This window comes from Rickettsia endosymbiont of Ixodes pacificus (assembly GCF_000965155.1).
In the GTDB taxonomy this organism is placed as follows: domain Bacteria; phylum Pseudomonadota; class Alphaproteobacteria; order Rickettsiales; family Rickettsiaceae; genus Rickettsia; species Rickettsia tamurae.
Window position 1 is genome coordinate 456,548 of record NZ_LAOP01000001.1, and the last position, 15,522, is coordinate 472,069.

Sequence of the window (15,522 nt, forward strand, 5' to 3'; positions counted from 1 at the left end):
AGATAATCATAAGAGAACCAATAAAATAATATATAGAATTAGGAGATTTTATGAAAGATATAGAATATTGGGAAAAAAATTTTGAAAGCTGTAAATATTCAGATAAATTAATCGATAGGCTTTTATTTTTAAATACCCAAGTAAAACAACCTATCGATATTAGAGAAGTTAAAAAAGGTATTTATTATGCTCGTAAATATCATGGTGAGCAAATGCGTCAATCGGGTGACCCTTATTATTCTCATCCAATCGCAGTAACAATTATGGTAGCGGAATTTGTAGCAAAAGAAGTGCCTAAACTCTTTACTTTTAGAATGCTACAAGCTGCATTACTTCATGACACTATTGAAGATACTGAACTTACTGAAGAAATGATTAGCAACATTTTTGATGAAGAAGTAGCAAGGCATGTAGAAGGTCTAACTAGAATTAAACCTTGTGGAAAAATAAGTAGCGAGAAAAGTCTTGTTTTATTAATTAAACAAAAAAGATACGATACTGCTCTTATAAAACTTTTTGATAGAATACATAATTTACAAACTTTAGAAGCAAAATCGCCTGAAAAAGCTCATAAAATAATTAAAGAGACATTAAGAAGCTTTTTAGTGTTAAGTGAAATACTTGAAATACCTTTAGTTTCAGAGGTTATATATGCTGAATGTTATAAAAATAATTTAAAGTTTAATATAAATTCTACTTTTAATAAAATTATAAATTTCGATCCTTTTCCATTCTATCAAAATAAGTTACTCCCATGAAGAAAGTTATACCTACCGGAATGAAAATTAAAAATAATCCCCAATATCCTAGATAATTGGTAATATAAACTAAACCAAATGACGTTATAATATAAGTAAATAATTTTGCTATTGCACTTAGCATACTAGTATATGTAAATCTCTTAAAAACCGGAAAATATTTATAAAATATAGGAGATGCCGGTACGTGATCAAATACGAATAATGCAGCTAAACATTGAAAAATAAAAATATATAAAGGAATAGGGTTATAATTTAACATTATAGGAAAAAAAATGAGAGAGGTAAAAAATAGATATAATTTTACCTTTAGGATTTTTAAAGGATGAATTTTATAGCTAATAAATGCAAGACCGATAATACCGAGTAAATCTATTATAGATACCCAAAAATTTTGATTTATAATTTGATTCGGAGTAAATCCGCATTCTCTTTTTAATATATCACCGCAATATATATACACGAAATAAAAACACGGTGGTCTAGCACACTGGATAAAGAAATACCAAATAGAAGTGGCGTTTGGAACTTTTTGATCTAGAATATCTTTGTCAATTTCTTCAAGCATAATATTATTTTCTTGAAGTCTTAGTTTTAATTTGTTTCTTTTATTTGAAAATGCATCTGCTTCTTTTAAACTAGTCCTTGCAATAGTACCTACAAAAGCGATAGTTGCACCAACGAAAAAGGCTATACGCCAACTTGATTCATGGTGATAAATATTTTGATTAGTAAAAATTGATGCAATACCTAGTGCTACCGTCGTGCCTATGGCAGAAAATACGGTTATAATTGCTACTAATGGATATTGTATAGGAGGAGATGAATTTTCGGTTAAATACAGCTCTGCACCTCGTGCTTCTGCAGTTGCCGACATACCTTGAATTATACGACATATAGTAAGAACCCAAGAGGCTGTTATACCTATCTGTGCATATGTTGGCATGATGCCTATAATCACACAAGTAATAGCCATTAATAGGGTAGTTAAAACAACTACAATCTTACGGCCAAAATGATCGCCTATATACCCAAATATTAATGCTCCTATAGGTCTTAGCAAATAGGTAGAACAGAAAGAAAAGGCAGTAAGCAACGAAAAAGTGAAAGAATCATATTCCAGAAAAAATAAATTATTTAAAAGCACCGCCATATGCACATAAAGCATAAGGTCAAAATACTCTAGAAATGTACCTATAGAAAGTAATCCGACAGCTTGTTTTTGTTCTTTATTTAAACTTCTTTGTTCTTTTTCGTAGCCTAACATAACCTTATATATATAATTAGATTACAAATAAGTTATACTTTTTTGGTTTAAAGTCAATAAAAATTAATAATTTTTAATAAATATTGTTACAAAATATCTAGGTTCCGTAAAGTTATCTAACCTAAAATTTTCAAATTATCTATTTTTCTCTGAAAGCTTTAAATGCAGTATCAGTAACGGGATCAAGTAAATATCTAAGTAGTGTTCTAGTACCTGTTACGATTTGTACCTCAGCTTGCATACCGGGGTGTAATTCAAGATTTTTAACTTTAGCAACTTTGTTAAATTCATCCATATCGATTTCAACTCTTGCAACATAATAATTATCTTGCTGTTGTCCCGGATGCTGTCTTTCATCTTGTACTATATCGGGAGATATGCTTACTACTTTACCGGTAAATGTTGGAGTTGTTCTTGATTTAAATGCACTGAAACGTATTTTTGCAACTAATCCCTCATGTACTGAGTCAATGTTTTTTTGAGATACCTTTGCTTCTATTATTAATGGGTCATTAATTGGCGAAATTTCCATAATAGGTTGTCCGTGACTTATAACACCGCCTATTGTATGATATTTTAAATTATTAACTATACCGTTAACAGGTGATCTGATTATCACACGATTAAGCGAATCCGTCAGGGAATTATATTTTTCTTTAAGAGATGCTGTTTGTACTTGAGCTTCACGAAGCTCGGTTAAAGTCCGTTCAGTGTATTTATTTTGTTGATTTATAATTTTAATTTGAGTTTCGGTAATAGCATGGCGTATTCCTGCTATTTCGGCTTCAGTTGTTGCAACATCGCTTTTTGAAGCGGCAACTTTTGCCTCTTGGTCTAATAAGGCTGCTTTTTGTACAAAGCCTTTTTCTTTTAACGTTCTTAAAGCTTTTAAACGGTCTTGATAAACTTCAGCAGTCTTGGAGGCGGCAACTTTTTTTGCTTCTAAACCTTCAATTTTTTTCTCAAGTTGAGCAATATTTTGATGTAATGCATCTTTCTCTGAGTTATATACTTCTTTTCTAGATCTAAATAAATTTTCCTGTGTATGAATTATTTTAGCTACTTCCGGTAAATTTATATCCTGCATTAGAAAATCAGAGAATTCGATTTGTTCTAAATTATCACGTTCGGCAATTAAACGATTTTCAGTTGCTAAAAAATTACGGTACTGACCAAGAATATTTTCATGTTCGCTTTTTATTCTAGTTTCTTCAAGTTCTATTAATTTATCGCCTTCTTTGACTTTATCACCTTGCTTAACATAAATAGCATTGATTATTCCGCCTTCATGATGTTGAATCGTTTTTTTATTTGTGCTTGGTATTACGATACCGACAGCTACAGCACCGCTATCAAGCGGAGCAAGAGCCGACCATAATCCGCCTATTAATACTAAAAAGATAATAACATAAATACCGAAAAGTATAGGTGATCTTGCAGCTTGGGCTACGTTATTACGATCTTTATCGGTTTTCTTGGTAATAAAATTAACAAACCTATCAAGTTTTACTAATAAGAATTCTATAGCATGAGAGATTTTCTTTAATGTAGTGTTTATTAAAGCTTTACGTTTAGAACTCTGACCTTTAAGGTTTAACGCATCTTCTCTTAAGGACAATAATTGTTTTAATTGTTCCGGAATAATTTGAGGTTTATTGTGTTTTAAGTCCTGCATAATATTTAATCATTATTCTCCTCTGTCATCCCGTGATTTATTCACGGGATCCAGGAAATTATTAGTATTTTAAGTTGTTTCTGGATACTGTGGCGGGGCCACGGTATGACAATTAAACTTATTTTGATATGACACTTTAGTTATTAATATGAATTGTACCGCTTTTTAAAGTTAAAGTTTTAAAGTGTTTTTGAATCTCTTCTTCCGTTCCGTAAACTGCAACGGCTCCATCCTGTAATATTAGAATTTTATCAACAACGGATAATACGGATGGTCTATGTGAAATTACAAGAACTGCTATTCCTTTAAGTTTTGCTTGTTTTAAGGCACTTGCAAGGGCAACTTCACCTGCTTCATCTAAATTAGCATTAGGCTCATCTAAAATGATGAGTTTTGGATTACCGTAAAAAGCTCTAGCAAGCCCGATACGTTGTCTTTGACCACCTGATAGATTAGAGCCTGCAGGACCGATATCAGAATCATAACCATCAGGGAATCTTAATATCATTTCATGAGCTCCGGCTATTTTAGCTGCTTCAATAACTTTTTGTGGATCGGCATCTTCTTCCATTCTAGCTATATTTTGTTTAATACTACCGCTAAAAAGTTCTATTCCTTGAGGAAGATAGCCGACATGTCTACCGAAATCTTCTCTATTCCAACGATAAATTTCAGCACTATCTAAACGTACGGAACCTGATGATTCTTTCCATACCCCGACTATGATTTTAGCTAAAGTTGATTTTCCTGTAGCTGAAGGACCGATAATTGCTAAAACTTCGCCCGGTTGTACTGCAAAACTAACACCTTTTAAGATATATTCCGGTACGGGAGGTTGCGGTAAATGTTTCGGTATAGGGTGAGCATAATAAATATTTTCAACAGTAAGATGACCATCAACGTTCGGAATTGGCATCGCTTCGTCTCTAGAAGAATAAGTGTTAAATAAATTATTAATGTTTTTGTATGATTTAATAGCACCGCTCATACTTTTCCATAAATCAATAGCATTATCGAAAGGAGCAAGAGCTCTACCGACTATGATAGAACTCATAATCATATTACCGGGAGTCATATCTGCACTATGAGATTTTACAACAATGTAAGCACCGACTCCGGTAACAGCCATTTGCATTATATTACGAATAAACCTTGAAAAGTTAGAAATAACACCGTTACGATAGCTAGCAACCGATTGCTTATCAAGTGCTAATATGTTAAATTTATGCCAATTTTTTGTAATATTCTTCATCATTCCCATTGCTTCAATTGCTTCTGCATTTCTGTTTGCAATATCGGCTTGTGTCATACCTTTTATCGAAAATTCGGTAGCTTCACCGAGCGTTTTATTAGTAGCTGCAGCGTTAAAGAAAGCGGTTGAAACTATTATAATTGCACCAAAAACGGTAATAAGACCGATATATGGATGAATTGAAAAAATAACCGCAATATAGATAAGGCTCCAAGGGGCATCGAATAAGGTATTAATTCCGGTACTTGTTAGGAATGTTTTGACGGCTTGAAAATCACGTAATAATTGGCTAGAACCCATATTTGCTCGTGTTGCAGCTGCAGAAATTGAAGAAGCAAAAATTACGGGAGCTACTGTTCTATCAAGCCATTCTCCTACCTTTATAAGTGTAAAAGAACGGGCAATTTGTAATAATCCATAAACAAAATAAATATATGCGATTATTATTGATAAAAATAATAATGTTTGTAGATTACCGCTTCCAAGGACTCTATCAAGAACTTGTAGTGAGTAAAGAGGAGTAATTAACATTAGTAAGTTAATTACAAAAGCAAACCAAAAGACTATCCAAAAAGCTGTTCTACATTCGCCTAATGCTATTACTAGCGGGTTTTTTTTATTTAGATTATTATTTTTATTATCCATATTAGTTATATTATAAATAATTATTAATTAGTTCTTCAGCAATTTGGACGCTGTTTAAAGCTGCTCCTTTACGTAAGTTATCACATGTGATCCATAGATTTATCGTATTAGGTTTACTTACGTCATTTCTAATGCGGGAGACATATACGGCATCTTCGCCTACCACTTCAACGGGTGAGATATAAGCAAGGTCATTATTATTAGAAATTGTAACAATTCCATCGGCATCTTGTAATATTTCTTCGACTTCTTTGGCATCAATTTTGTCGTTAAATTCTATGTTAACCGATATAGAATGACCGATAAATACCGGTACTCTAACAGAAGTAACGCTAGCTTTAAAGTGATTACCTATAATTTTGTTTAGTTCAAAAGCAATTTTTACTTCTTCACTTGTATAGCCATCTTTATTTAAATCACCTATATGAGGAAAAAGATTAAATGCAATCTGTTTTGGAAATTTCTTAGGATCATTCTCTCCAAAAACATATTTAGATTTTGTTTGGTCGTAGAGTTCGTCCATTCCTGCTTTACCTGCTCCTGATACTGATTGATAAGTAGATATCACTACTCTTTTAATCTTTATTTCATTATCTAGCGGTTTTAATGCTACTGCAAGCGGAATTACTATACAGTTAGGGTTAGCTATGATATTTTTAGTATTAAACTCTTTAAGTGTTGATAAATTAACCTCAGGTACAATTAACGGTACTTGATCGTCAACTCTAAAAAGTGAGGATTTGTCGATAACTACACAATTACTAGCAGTAGCTTTTGGTATAAATTCTTTTGAAACTTCTGAACCTGCACAAAAAAAAGCAATATCGATATCGTCAAAATTTAAATTTTTTAAACTATTAATTTGTAGTATTTTTTCTCCAAAGCTTACTTCCCGCCCTAGAGAGCTATCTGAAGCTATAGCATAAACTTTATTAATGGGGAAATTACGCTCAGCTAGAATGTTTAAAGTTTCACGCCCTACATTTCCTGTAGCTCCAATTACTGCAATATTGTATTTTTCAGTCATTTTTATTTATTAATCCGATGAGTTTTTCACCGCCGATAATATGGAAATGGAAATGAAAAATAGTTTGTCCCGATTTCTCGCCTTTATTAGTTATTAAACGATAACCGTCTTTATCTAAACCCGCTTCATTTGCTATATCAGAAATTTTAGCAAAAAAATGTTTTATTTCGTCTATAGAAGCTTTAGAGATAAAATCGGCATAATCTATATATTCGTTTTTAGGTATAACGATAATATGTACAGGTGCTACGGGTGCTATATCTTTGAATGCTAAAATTTGTTCGTCTTCATAAATTATTTCTGCCGGAAGATTTTTACCTATGATTTTTGCAAAAACATTTTCTTTGTTATACATCATTTTATTCCTGTTAAAAGCTTTATTGCATGGCTCGTTTATGTCATTCCTGCGTAGACACCTAATCGTCATTGCGAGCAGTCGTAGACTGCGTGGCGATCTCATGAAATAATAACAAACTCCTGAGATTGCTTCGTCAAAATTTCAATTTTTCCTCGCAATGACGGAAAAATCGATCCACGCAACAATGCCATGCGGGGATGACATCGATCCTTAAGTTGACACTCATGTGCTTTTAGCTAGGAATGACATTAAGGACATTTTTCTATTCATTAAACGAGTATATTACGTTTTAGAAATTTTAATTCAGCTTCAATTCTAGAATTGGCAATTATTATATCTTCTAGTCGGTAATTATTTCTTTTTAAATAATTTTCTCTAATATCTGAAGCAAAAAAGCCGAAGCCTAATATTAAGACTATCTTAAATATAAACTTTAACTCTTCGATATTAATCTCCGTAACGATTATATTCGCTATTACGGCAATAGCAACAACTAACCACATTTTATGGTATAATGCCCAAAATATACTTAAAAGAGCAGCTATCCATGAAAAGCCTTCTTCAATAACAATAAAATTATTATTTTTTTGTGTGGAGTTAATGTATATTGCGTATATATTCATTATTTAAGTTTAAGCCTTGAAAATTCAAGGGACAATAATTATTAATTAAATTGAATCAGTCAAGTATACCTTTGATACTTCAAAAATTGGCTACATCGTTCTACAAAAGAGCTGCGGTACGAACTATATTAAGTATACGCTCCGTTCCGAGGACTTTGAACTCCTAGCTCTTTTTGAAGTTGTGTCGAAGTATAATAACTCTTCATTTATTTAGGAGTAATTCTAATACTATATAGTACTTAATTAACAACTTAATATCAATAAATTTTATATTATGTCAGATAATTTAGCCTTACACGGCACAACAATACTTTGTTTAAAAAAGAACGAAGAAATAATTATAGCAGCAGATGGACAAGTCTCGCATGGTAATACCGTACTAAAATCTACAGCACGAAAACTTCGGACTATAGCAAATAATAAAATTATTGCCGGTTTTGCGGGTTCTACGGCTGATGGTCTTGCGTTATTTGAAAAACTTGAAGTAAGGATAGAGCAACATAAGCATAATCTACTTAGAAGTGCAGTTGAGCTTGCAAAAGATTGGCGTAGCGATAAATATTTGAGACGTTTGGAAGCAATGATGATTGTTGCTGATCGTAGTCATATATTAATTTTAACCGGTAACGGTGATGTCGTAGAGCCTGAAAATAATGTTGCAGCAATAGGTTCAGGCGGTTTATTTGCACTATCTGCCGCTCGCGCTCTAATGTCTTACGAGAATAATTTAACTGCTGAAGAAATTGCTTTAAAATCTATGAATATAGCTGCAGATTTGTGTGTATTTTCTAATCATAATATTATAATGGAAAAAGTTGTATGAAAGCTACTAAAACTACTTATAAAAAAGACCCTATGGGGCTTACCCCTTCTCAAATAGTTAATGAACTTAATAGGTTTATCGTAGGTCAAGAAAAGGCCAAAAAAGTCGTTGCTATTGCACTTAGAAATCGTTGTCGTCGTAAAAGAGTAGAAGGTAATTTACGTAATGAAATAGTACCGAAAAATATTTTAATGATTGGTTCAACCGGTGTCGGGAAAACGGAAATAGCAAGACGCCTTGCAAAGCTGACTAATTCTCCTTTCTATAAAATAGAAGCAACTAAATTTACCGAAGTCGGATATGTAGGGCGTGATGTAGAATCAATAATTCGTGATTTAGTCGAAATAGCCGTTAATACTGAAAAAACTTTAGCAAAAATAGAAGTAGATATTAATGCCCGTGAGAAAGCGATAGAGAGAATATTAGATAGTTTAGTAGGTAAAACTTCTAGTAGTGAGACTAGAGAAAAGTTCAAAGAAAAAATTTTAAACGGCGAACTTGATGATACGGAAATTGAAATTAGTGTAGCTGATACTACACCTGTCGGCGGTGGAAGTTTTGAAATACCGGGCATGCCGGGAGCATCTATGGGCATTCTTAATCTTGGCGATATGATTGGACGAGCCCTTGGTAGCAGTAAGACTAAAACAAAAAAAATGCTAGTTAAAGATGCTATGGCTATTATTATACCTGAGGAATCAGAAAAATTAATAGACCAAGAAAAAATTATTCAGCAAGCTATAAATTTAGCTGAAAATGACGGGATAGTTTTTATTGACGAAATTGATAAAATAGCTTTGACCGGTAGTTCCGGAGCAAAAAATGCCGAAATAAGTAGAGAGGGAGTGCAAAGAGATTTGCTACCTTTGATAGAGGGAACGACGGTTAATACTAAATATGGACCGGTTAAAACCGATCATATATTATTTATTGCTTCCGGTGCTTTCCATATTGCTAAACCTTCTGATTTATTACCGGAGTTACAAGGAAGATTACCGATGAGAGTAGAATTAAATTCGCTTACCAAAGATGATATGATTAAAATATTGCTTGAGCCTGAAACTAGTTTAATAAAGCAATATTCGGCGTTAATAGGTACTGAAGACGTGCATCTTGAATTTGCTGCTTCTGCTATTGAAAAGATAGCGGATTATGCGATCACCGTTAATTTAGAAGTCGAAGATATAGGGGCTAGAAGGCTGCATACTATACTTGAGAATTTGCTTGAGGATATAAGCTTTGAAGCTAGCGAAATGAAAGACAAAAAAATAACTATCGATGATAAATTCGTAGAAAATCAATTATCAAAAATAATGACTAATCTTGACTTAGCTAAGTTTGTTCTATAGTATGCTTTTTCAATTAATGATTGGGCTAAGATTGTTATTTTTCGTCATTGCGAGGAAATTACGTAAGTAATTGACGAAGCAATCTCAGGAGTTTGTTATTATTTCATGAGATTGCCACGCAGTCTACGACTGCTCGCAATGACGACTTTAGTATCCATGCAATAACATCTACAACCTAGCAAAATGGCGTTTTAAGAAAAATTTCATGATAATTCATATAGCAAGTCTAACGTTTAATGGAATTGATATTATTGATGTTGACGTGCAGGTACAAATATCACCGGGTATCCCTGCTTTTATTATAGTAGGGCTTGCCGATAAAACTATAGCTGAATCAAAAGAACGAGTTAAAGCAGCGTTATCTTCTATAGGGCTTGCACTACCTACTAAAAAGATTTTAATAAATTTAGCTCCGGCAGATTTAGTAAAAGAAGGAAGCCATTTTGATCTTGCGATTGCTTGTTCGATACTTACCGCTTAAAGGTTCACAAGTTTTAACTCCTCCGGAAGCTAAGCTGCAAGATGAGCCGATAAATTATCCCGATTTTAAAGATATAAAAGGTCAAAAAATTGCTAAACGAGCTTTAGAAATTGCAGCATCAGGTGGGCATAACCTTTTAATGTTTGGTCCTCCCGGAACCGGTAAATCAAGGCTTGCTGCCTGTCTTCCCAGTATACTACCTAAAATGTCTACAAAAGAAATTTTAGAATGCAGCACGATTACAAGTATTGCAGGAAAATTTTTAGACGGTAAACTTACCAAAGCAAGGCCGTTCAGAACTCCGCATCATTCATGCTCACTTGCCGCTATGGTCGGCGGCGGTGTCGGAAAAAAAGTAAAGCCTGGAGAAATTACGCTAGTTCATAACGGAGTATTATTTTTAGATGAACTACCTGAATTTCCACAGCATGTTATTGATGCATTAAGACAACCTATTGAAAATGGTGAAATACTAATCTCCCGATCAAACGCTCATATAAAATATCCGGCAAATTTCCAGTTAATAGCAGCTATGAATCCTTGTAAATGCGGTTATTTAGGCGATTCTTATAAAGAATGTATGAAAGCTCCAAAATGTGCTAGCGACTATCAAATGAAAGTATCGGGACCTATTATGGATAGATTTGATTTGCATATAGAAGTATCTAGTATTAATGTTTATAATTATGACTTGATTGTAGATAACTCTGAGGAAGAATCTGAATATATAGCTGCAAGAGTCGAGAAAGTGCGTTTGATTCAAGAAAAGAGATATGAGGGCTATAATATTAAAACAAATAACAAATTAGACGGGCAGTTATTAATAGATTACGCTATGCCTGCGGATGAAGGTAGAGATTTACTGAATGAAGCGGCAAATTTCGTTTATCAATGCGTGCTTATAACCGAATACTTAGAGTAGCACGCACGATTGCCGATCTTGAGAATGTTGATAAGGTCTTGAAAATTCATATTACTGAAGCTTTGAGCTATCGTAAAATGGAATTTAATAATATGTATACGAAGATCAACTTCAAAAATTGGCTACGTCGTCCTACAAGAGCTTCGATACTCACGTATTAAGTATACGCTGCGTTCCTCGCCTTGTGGACTCCTTGCTCTTTTTGAAGTTGATCTTCGTATACTGTCTTCATTTTTTGCAATATATTTAAGATGATTTAAGGATAAAAGATATGAGTACTATAATAAGTTTTGATTATGCTATAAAATATTTGCTTAAGGATAAAGGTGATTACGAGATAGTTGAAGGATTTATCTCGGCAATACTTAAAGATGCCGGTTATAGTGCCGTTAAAATAAAAGCATTACTTGAGAGTAGCAGCAATAAAGAAAATTATAGCTTAAAATCTAGCGTAGCAGATGTAATTGTGGAAGATGAAGAAGGGCATAAATATATAGTAGAAATAGATAAATCCTATACAAATCTTTTTATGCATAAAGCTTGTTTTAATTCTAGTAGATTAATAGTTGATAGTATTTCTAAGAGCGAGGATTATTCTACTATAAAAAAATATTTCATATTAATTTATTGTATTTTCCTTTTGATAATATGAAAGCACCTTTATATCACGGTAAGACTATTTTTAGAGAAGTTGATAAAAACACCCTATGAAATTTTCTTTGGGAGATATGAGAGGTAAAATATTTGATTTATGTAATGTATTTCCAGAATATTTTGTAATATCAGTACCATTATTTAATGATGTTATAAGAGATGAATTGGATGAATGGCTATATGTAGTAAAACATTCTGAAGTTAAGAAAGATTTTAAATCACCATATATGAAGAAAGTAGCAAAGCGTCTTGATATACTTAAGATGACTCCTAAAGAGCAAATTATTTATCGTGCCTATATGAATAAAAGCTTTAAAGAGCGTGATTATATAGTTTCCGCTGAAGAAAAAGGTAGAGAACAAGGTATGGCAAAAGGAATAGAAGAAGGGAGGAAAAAAGGTAGACAAGAAGGGATACAAGAAGGCGAAGTTACAAAAAGTATAAAAATAGCAAAAAAGATGTTAATGAAAAAAACTCGATAGAAGAAATACATGAGATTACTGAAGTATCTATAAAAGAAATAGAGCGATTAAAAGCAGAAATTGAGAACCTTAAAAAATAACTATCTTTAATGACAAAAATTTACTTTATAGCCGGTGAGGTGTCAGGAGACTTTGTAGGTGGTCGTATAATTCAGCATTTAAAAAACAATATAGGAGTACAGCATCATTCACAAAGCTTCAGACAGGATGAATTTAAGAGTAAGTCTGCGAAAGCAGTACAAATAGTACGTGAGCATAGACTTAACTCAAAAAATTCGCCTGTATCAAGCTTTGTGAATGATGCTGTACAGTTTGTTGGTGTTGGCGGCAAATATATGGAGGAAGCTGGTAGCTTTAAAAGCTTATTTCCTATTACTTCCATAAATTTAATGGGTTTTGTAGAAATTTTGTCTCATATTTTTAAGCTTAAAAAATTAATTGATAAAACTGTGGAGGATATAATAAATAGTAAAGCTGATTTATTAATTACCATAGATTCACCAGGGTTTACTTATCGTGTGGCAAAGCGGGTAAGAAAACTTTTACCAAAGCTGAAAATGATTCATATCGTTGCGCCGTCAGTTTGGGCATATAAAGAGGGTAGAGCAGTAAAATACGCTAAAATTTATGATTGTTTATTTGCTTTACTACCGTTTGAGCCTCCATATTTTACTAAAGTCGGTCTTGATTGTAGATATATAGGTCATCCGATTATGGAGCAGGAGTTTTATAGCGATAAAATAGCTTTACGTGAAGAGTTTAAAATAGACGAGAATGAGAGAGTTTTATGTGTTACTCTCGGAAGCAGAAAAGGAGAGATTCTAAAGCATTTACCGGTTTTTGTTTCTTCTATTGAAGAAATATTTAAGAGTTGTAATAATCTTAAAGTTATATTTACTCTTGCAAATCCTGCTCATGAGGCAATAATAAAACCATTTTTAGAAGATGTTAAGTTTAATTATTTATTTTCAAGTGAGAGACTTAAAACTTATGCTGTTGCGGATGTAGCTCTAGCAAAATCCGGTACTAATACTTTAGAGATAGCAGCTTCCGGTACCCCTATGATTGTAGCATATAAGGTTAATATTTTAAGTTTTCTTATCATTAGGCTATTGATAAAAATAAAATATGTTACGTTAATAAATATTATAGCCGATAAAGAAATAATTCCGGAATTTATCCAATTTAATTGCCGAGCTAGTCTTATTAGTAATAAGCTTCAAGAGTTATTATTTAATTCTAAAAAAGCTTATGAGCAGGTAATAGAAAGCCAAAAAATTTTGCAGCAATTAGGATTTAAATCAAACCGATTACAGCTAAATTCAGAAAGCTTTAGACACGATGAATTTAAAGGCAAGCTAGATAGGCGTACAAAAGTACGTGAGCACAGGCTTAGCTTGGAAAATTCGCTTGTATCAAGTGATCGAGATGACGCTGTACCTTCTTATATAGCTGCAGAAATTATTAAACAGGAGTTCTTAGAACCTAAAATAAAGTTGTTAAAAGAGAAAGATTAGTACTTGAACCGGTGATCCACAACATTTTCTGAATTATAATAAACATTAATATTAATATAATAACAAAATATATTTCCATGTTTTTTCTTATAGTATTAATTTGTTTCATTAAAATTTCTAAATCATTGGAAATTTTTTTGTAGTCCTCATTGTTATCAGAACGCATTGTTGTCAAGAAACCGGATAAGTTTCCTAACTTATTTTGTAAAGTTTTTAACCTTTCATTATGTTCTTCGTGTTTTAGATCGGTATTGTGATCTTGTATCATAATATATAATGCCCATTATAAGATCAGTATTAATGCTAGTAATATAAACTATGAATAAAGATTTGTATTTTTTGTTTGTAATAAAAATTCCAACTTTTCATTTTACAGGAGTATACTATTGTTATAGTAAATTGGTTTACGTTATTAATTTGTTGCTCATTAGTCATCTAATTTTAATATTTTAATTACCAAATATTAAAACTATTGATTTATTTAGCAAAAACTATTTAATTTAAATTTAGCAAATATTTAACTTCAACCAAACTTTAAGTTAATTTAACTATATGTTATTTCAAATGTCAAGAAAAAACCATATTTCGTGGCAATATTTCTAAGCCTTATAAAAATAATAGTTATTATGTTAAAAAAACTATTAAAAACTAAACTTTTTTTAGTTATAGTATCTCTAACTATATTTATTACTTTGCTAAATTTTAGTATATTTTATATTTTTGTGCCGGGTAATCTTACTCAAAATAAAACGATAATTATTGAACCTAAATTATCCGTAAATCAAATAGTTACAAAACTTTATTCTAATGAAGTAATCAAATATCCGAGAATTTTTAAGGTAATTGCTAAAATTTATTCTATAAAAAGACCTCTTAAAAGCGGTGAATATGTGTTTACTCGTAATATATCGCCTCTGCAAACTTTAAGAATATTAGCAAGCGGTAAATCTATAATACACAAGATAATTGTACCGGAAGGTACGGTAGTTAGTGAGGTTATAAAGAAAATTAATGAAGAAAGTCGATTACTTGGAGAAATAAAAGGGATAATACCTGAAGGTTTTTTAATGCCTTCCACGTATTTTTTTTCTTACGGTGATCAAAAAGAGCAGATAATCGATCAAATGAGAAATTTAATGTCTGCTAATTTAGATAAAGTAATGCAAAATCTTGCACCAGATTCTCCGTTAAAAACTAGACTTGAGGTATTAACGCTAGCTTCAATAATTGAAAAAGAAGCCGGCTCAAATGCAGAAAAGCCTATTATAGCAGCAGTATTCATTAATCGTTTAAAGAAAAATATGAAGCTACAAGCCGATCCGACTACTATATATGCTTTGACTGAAGGAAAATTTAAATTAGCAAGAGCTTTAACAAAAAAAGATTTATTGCAAGAACTACCCTATAATACTTATTATATAAAAGGTTTACCACCCGGTCCGATTTCTTGTCCGTCGTTAAGATCTTTAGAAGCAGTGATAAAACCTGCTAAGACGGATGCATTATTTTTTGTAGTTGACGGTAAAGGCGGGCATAATTTTTCTAATAATCTTAATGATCATAATAGATTTGTTGAAACTTATCGAAAAAGTTTGATTAAAGTACCTGAGCCGGAAATTGATCCTGAAAAACCATCTACTCGATGAACTTCAAAAATTGGCTACGTCGTCTTATAAGATCTGTGGTGCT

Annotated in this window: 13 protein-coding genes and 3 pseudogenes; 8 read left to right on the forward strand and 8 right to left on the reverse strand. The window is 32.2% G+C overall.

Translation table 11 applies throughout. The features are described from left to right. The first annotated feature begins 50 nt into the window (after positions 1 to 50). Entirely contained in the window at positions 51 to 758 is a 708-nt protein-coding gene (locus REIP_RS02505) for an HD domain-containing protein (protein WP_045803747.1), read from the forward strand. Here REIP_RS02505 and REIP_RS02510 read toward each other — a convergent pair. From REIP_RS02510 to REIP_RS02535, 6 genes are all read right to left on the reverse strand, one after another. Next, entirely contained in the window at positions 709 to 2,025 is a 1,317-nt protein-coding gene (locus tag REIP_RS02510; protein ID WP_045803748.1) for an MFS transporter, read from the reverse strand. The two genes, REIP_RS02505 and REIP_RS02510, sit on opposite strands and share 50 nt — an antisense overlap. Before the next feature lie 139 nt (positions 2,026 to 2,164). Next, on the reverse strand, positions 2,165 to 3,700 hold the full coding sequence (locus REIP_RS02515; RefSeq protein ID WP_045803749.1) for an HlyD family type I secretion periplasmic adaptor subunit: 1,536 nt from the start codon (positions 3,698 to 3,700) through the stop codon (positions 2,165 to 2,167). A 136-nt stretch (positions 3,701 to 3,836) separates the two neighbouring features. Further along, complete coding sequence (locus REIP_RS02520; protein WP_045803750.1) at positions 3,837 to 5,597, reverse strand: type I secretion system permease/ATPase; 1,761 nt, start codon at positions 5,595 to 5,597, stop codon at positions 3,837 to 3,839. 10 nt (positions 5,598 to 5,607) lie between these two features. Further along, entirely contained in the window at positions 5,608 to 6,624 is a 1,017-nt protein-coding gene (asd, locus tag REIP_RS02525) for an aspartate-semialdehyde dehydrogenase (protein WP_045803751.1), read from the reverse strand. Continuing rightward, positions 6,617 to 6,979 carry an HIT domain-containing protein gene (locus REIP_RS02530; protein ID WP_032139552.1) on the reverse strand — a complete coding sequence of 121 codons (363 nt, stop codon included), beginning with the start codon at positions 6,977 to 6,979 and terminating at the stop codon, positions 6,617 to 6,619. The genes asd and REIP_RS02530 overlap by 8 nt, the downstream gene beginning before the upstream one ends. A 272-nt stretch (positions 6,980 to 7,251) precedes the next feature. Beyond that, positions 7,252 to 7,605, reverse strand: coding sequence for a DUF2628 domain-containing protein (locus tag REIP_RS02535; protein WP_023507769.1), 354 nt, complete (start codon positions 7,603 to 7,605; stop codon positions 7,252 to 7,254). Positions 7,606 to 7,879: 274 nt separating this feature from the next. On the opposite strand from REIP_RS02535, the gene hslV reads away from it, so the two are divergent. The 3 genes and pseudogenes from hslV (at position 7,880) to REIP_RS12235 (ending at position 11,341) form a co-directional block, all read left to right on the forward strand. After that, positions 7,880 to 8,428 (forward strand): ATP-dependent protease subunit HslV, encoded by a 549-nt coding sequence (gene hslV, locus REIP_RS02540; RefSeq protein WP_008580094.1) that lies wholly within the window; start codon positions 7,880 to 7,882, stop codon positions 8,426 to 8,428. Next, on the forward strand, positions 8,425 to 9,777 hold the full coding sequence (hslU, locus tag REIP_RS02545; protein WP_045803752.1) for an ATP-dependent protease ATPase subunit HslU: 1,353 nt from the start codon (positions 8,425 to 8,427) through the stop codon (positions 9,775 to 9,777). The genes hslV and hslU overlap by 4 nt, the downstream gene beginning before the upstream one ends. Positions 9,778 to 9,982: 205 nt before the next feature. After that, a pseudogene (locus REIP_RS12235) lies at positions 9,983 to 11,341 on the forward strand (YifB family Mg chelatase-like AAA ATPase). Here REIP_RS12235 and REIP_RS13340 read toward each other — a convergent pair. After that, positions 11,331 to 11,402, reverse strand: a pseudogene (locus REIP_RS13340) (ATP-binding protein); the annotation flags it as partial. The pseudogenes REIP_RS12235 and REIP_RS13340 sit on opposite strands and share 11 nt — an antisense overlap. Before the next feature lie 49 nt (positions 11,403 to 11,451). Here REIP_RS13340 and REIP_RS09130 point away from each other — a divergent pair. From REIP_RS09130 to lpxB, 3 genes and pseudogenes are all read left to right on the forward strand, one after another. After that, entirely contained in the window at positions 11,452 to 11,832 is a 381-nt protein-coding gene (locus REIP_RS09130) for a PD-(D/E)XK nuclease family transposase (protein ID WP_082068212.1), read from the forward strand. Continuing rightward, positions 11,808 to 12,396: pseudogene (locus tag REIP_RS11550) on the forward strand (hypothetical protein). Before REIP_RS09130 ends, REIP_RS11550 begins: the two are co-directional and overlap by 25 nt. Before the next feature lie 9 nt (positions 12,397 to 12,405). Continuing rightward, the gene (gene lpxB, locus REIP_RS02565) at positions 12,406 to 13,833 is read left to right on the forward strand and encodes a lipid-A-disaccharide synthase (RefSeq protein WP_045803753.1); all 1,428 of its coding nucleotides are present in this window, start codon (positions 12,406 to 12,408) and stop codon (positions 13,831 to 13,833) included. Here lpxB and REIP_RS02570 read toward each other — a convergent pair. Continuing rightward, positions 13,802 to 14,101: a hypothetical protein gene (locus REIP_RS02570; protein ID WP_045803754.1), complete on the reverse strand. Its 300-nt coding sequence runs from the start codon at positions 14,099 to 14,101 to the stop codon at positions 13,802 to 13,804. The genes lpxB and REIP_RS02570 overlap by 32 nt on opposite strands. A gap of 358 nt (positions 14,102 to 14,459) precedes the next feature. Between REIP_RS02570 and mltG the strand changes: the two genes are divergently transcribed. After that, on the forward strand, positions 14,460 to 15,479 hold the full coding sequence (gene mltG / locus REIP_RS02575; RefSeq protein ID WP_045803755.1) for an endolytic transglycosylase MltG: 1,020 nt from the start codon (positions 14,460 to 14,462) through the stop codon (positions 15,477 to 15,479). Positions 15,480 to 15,522: the final 43 nt, after the last annotated feature.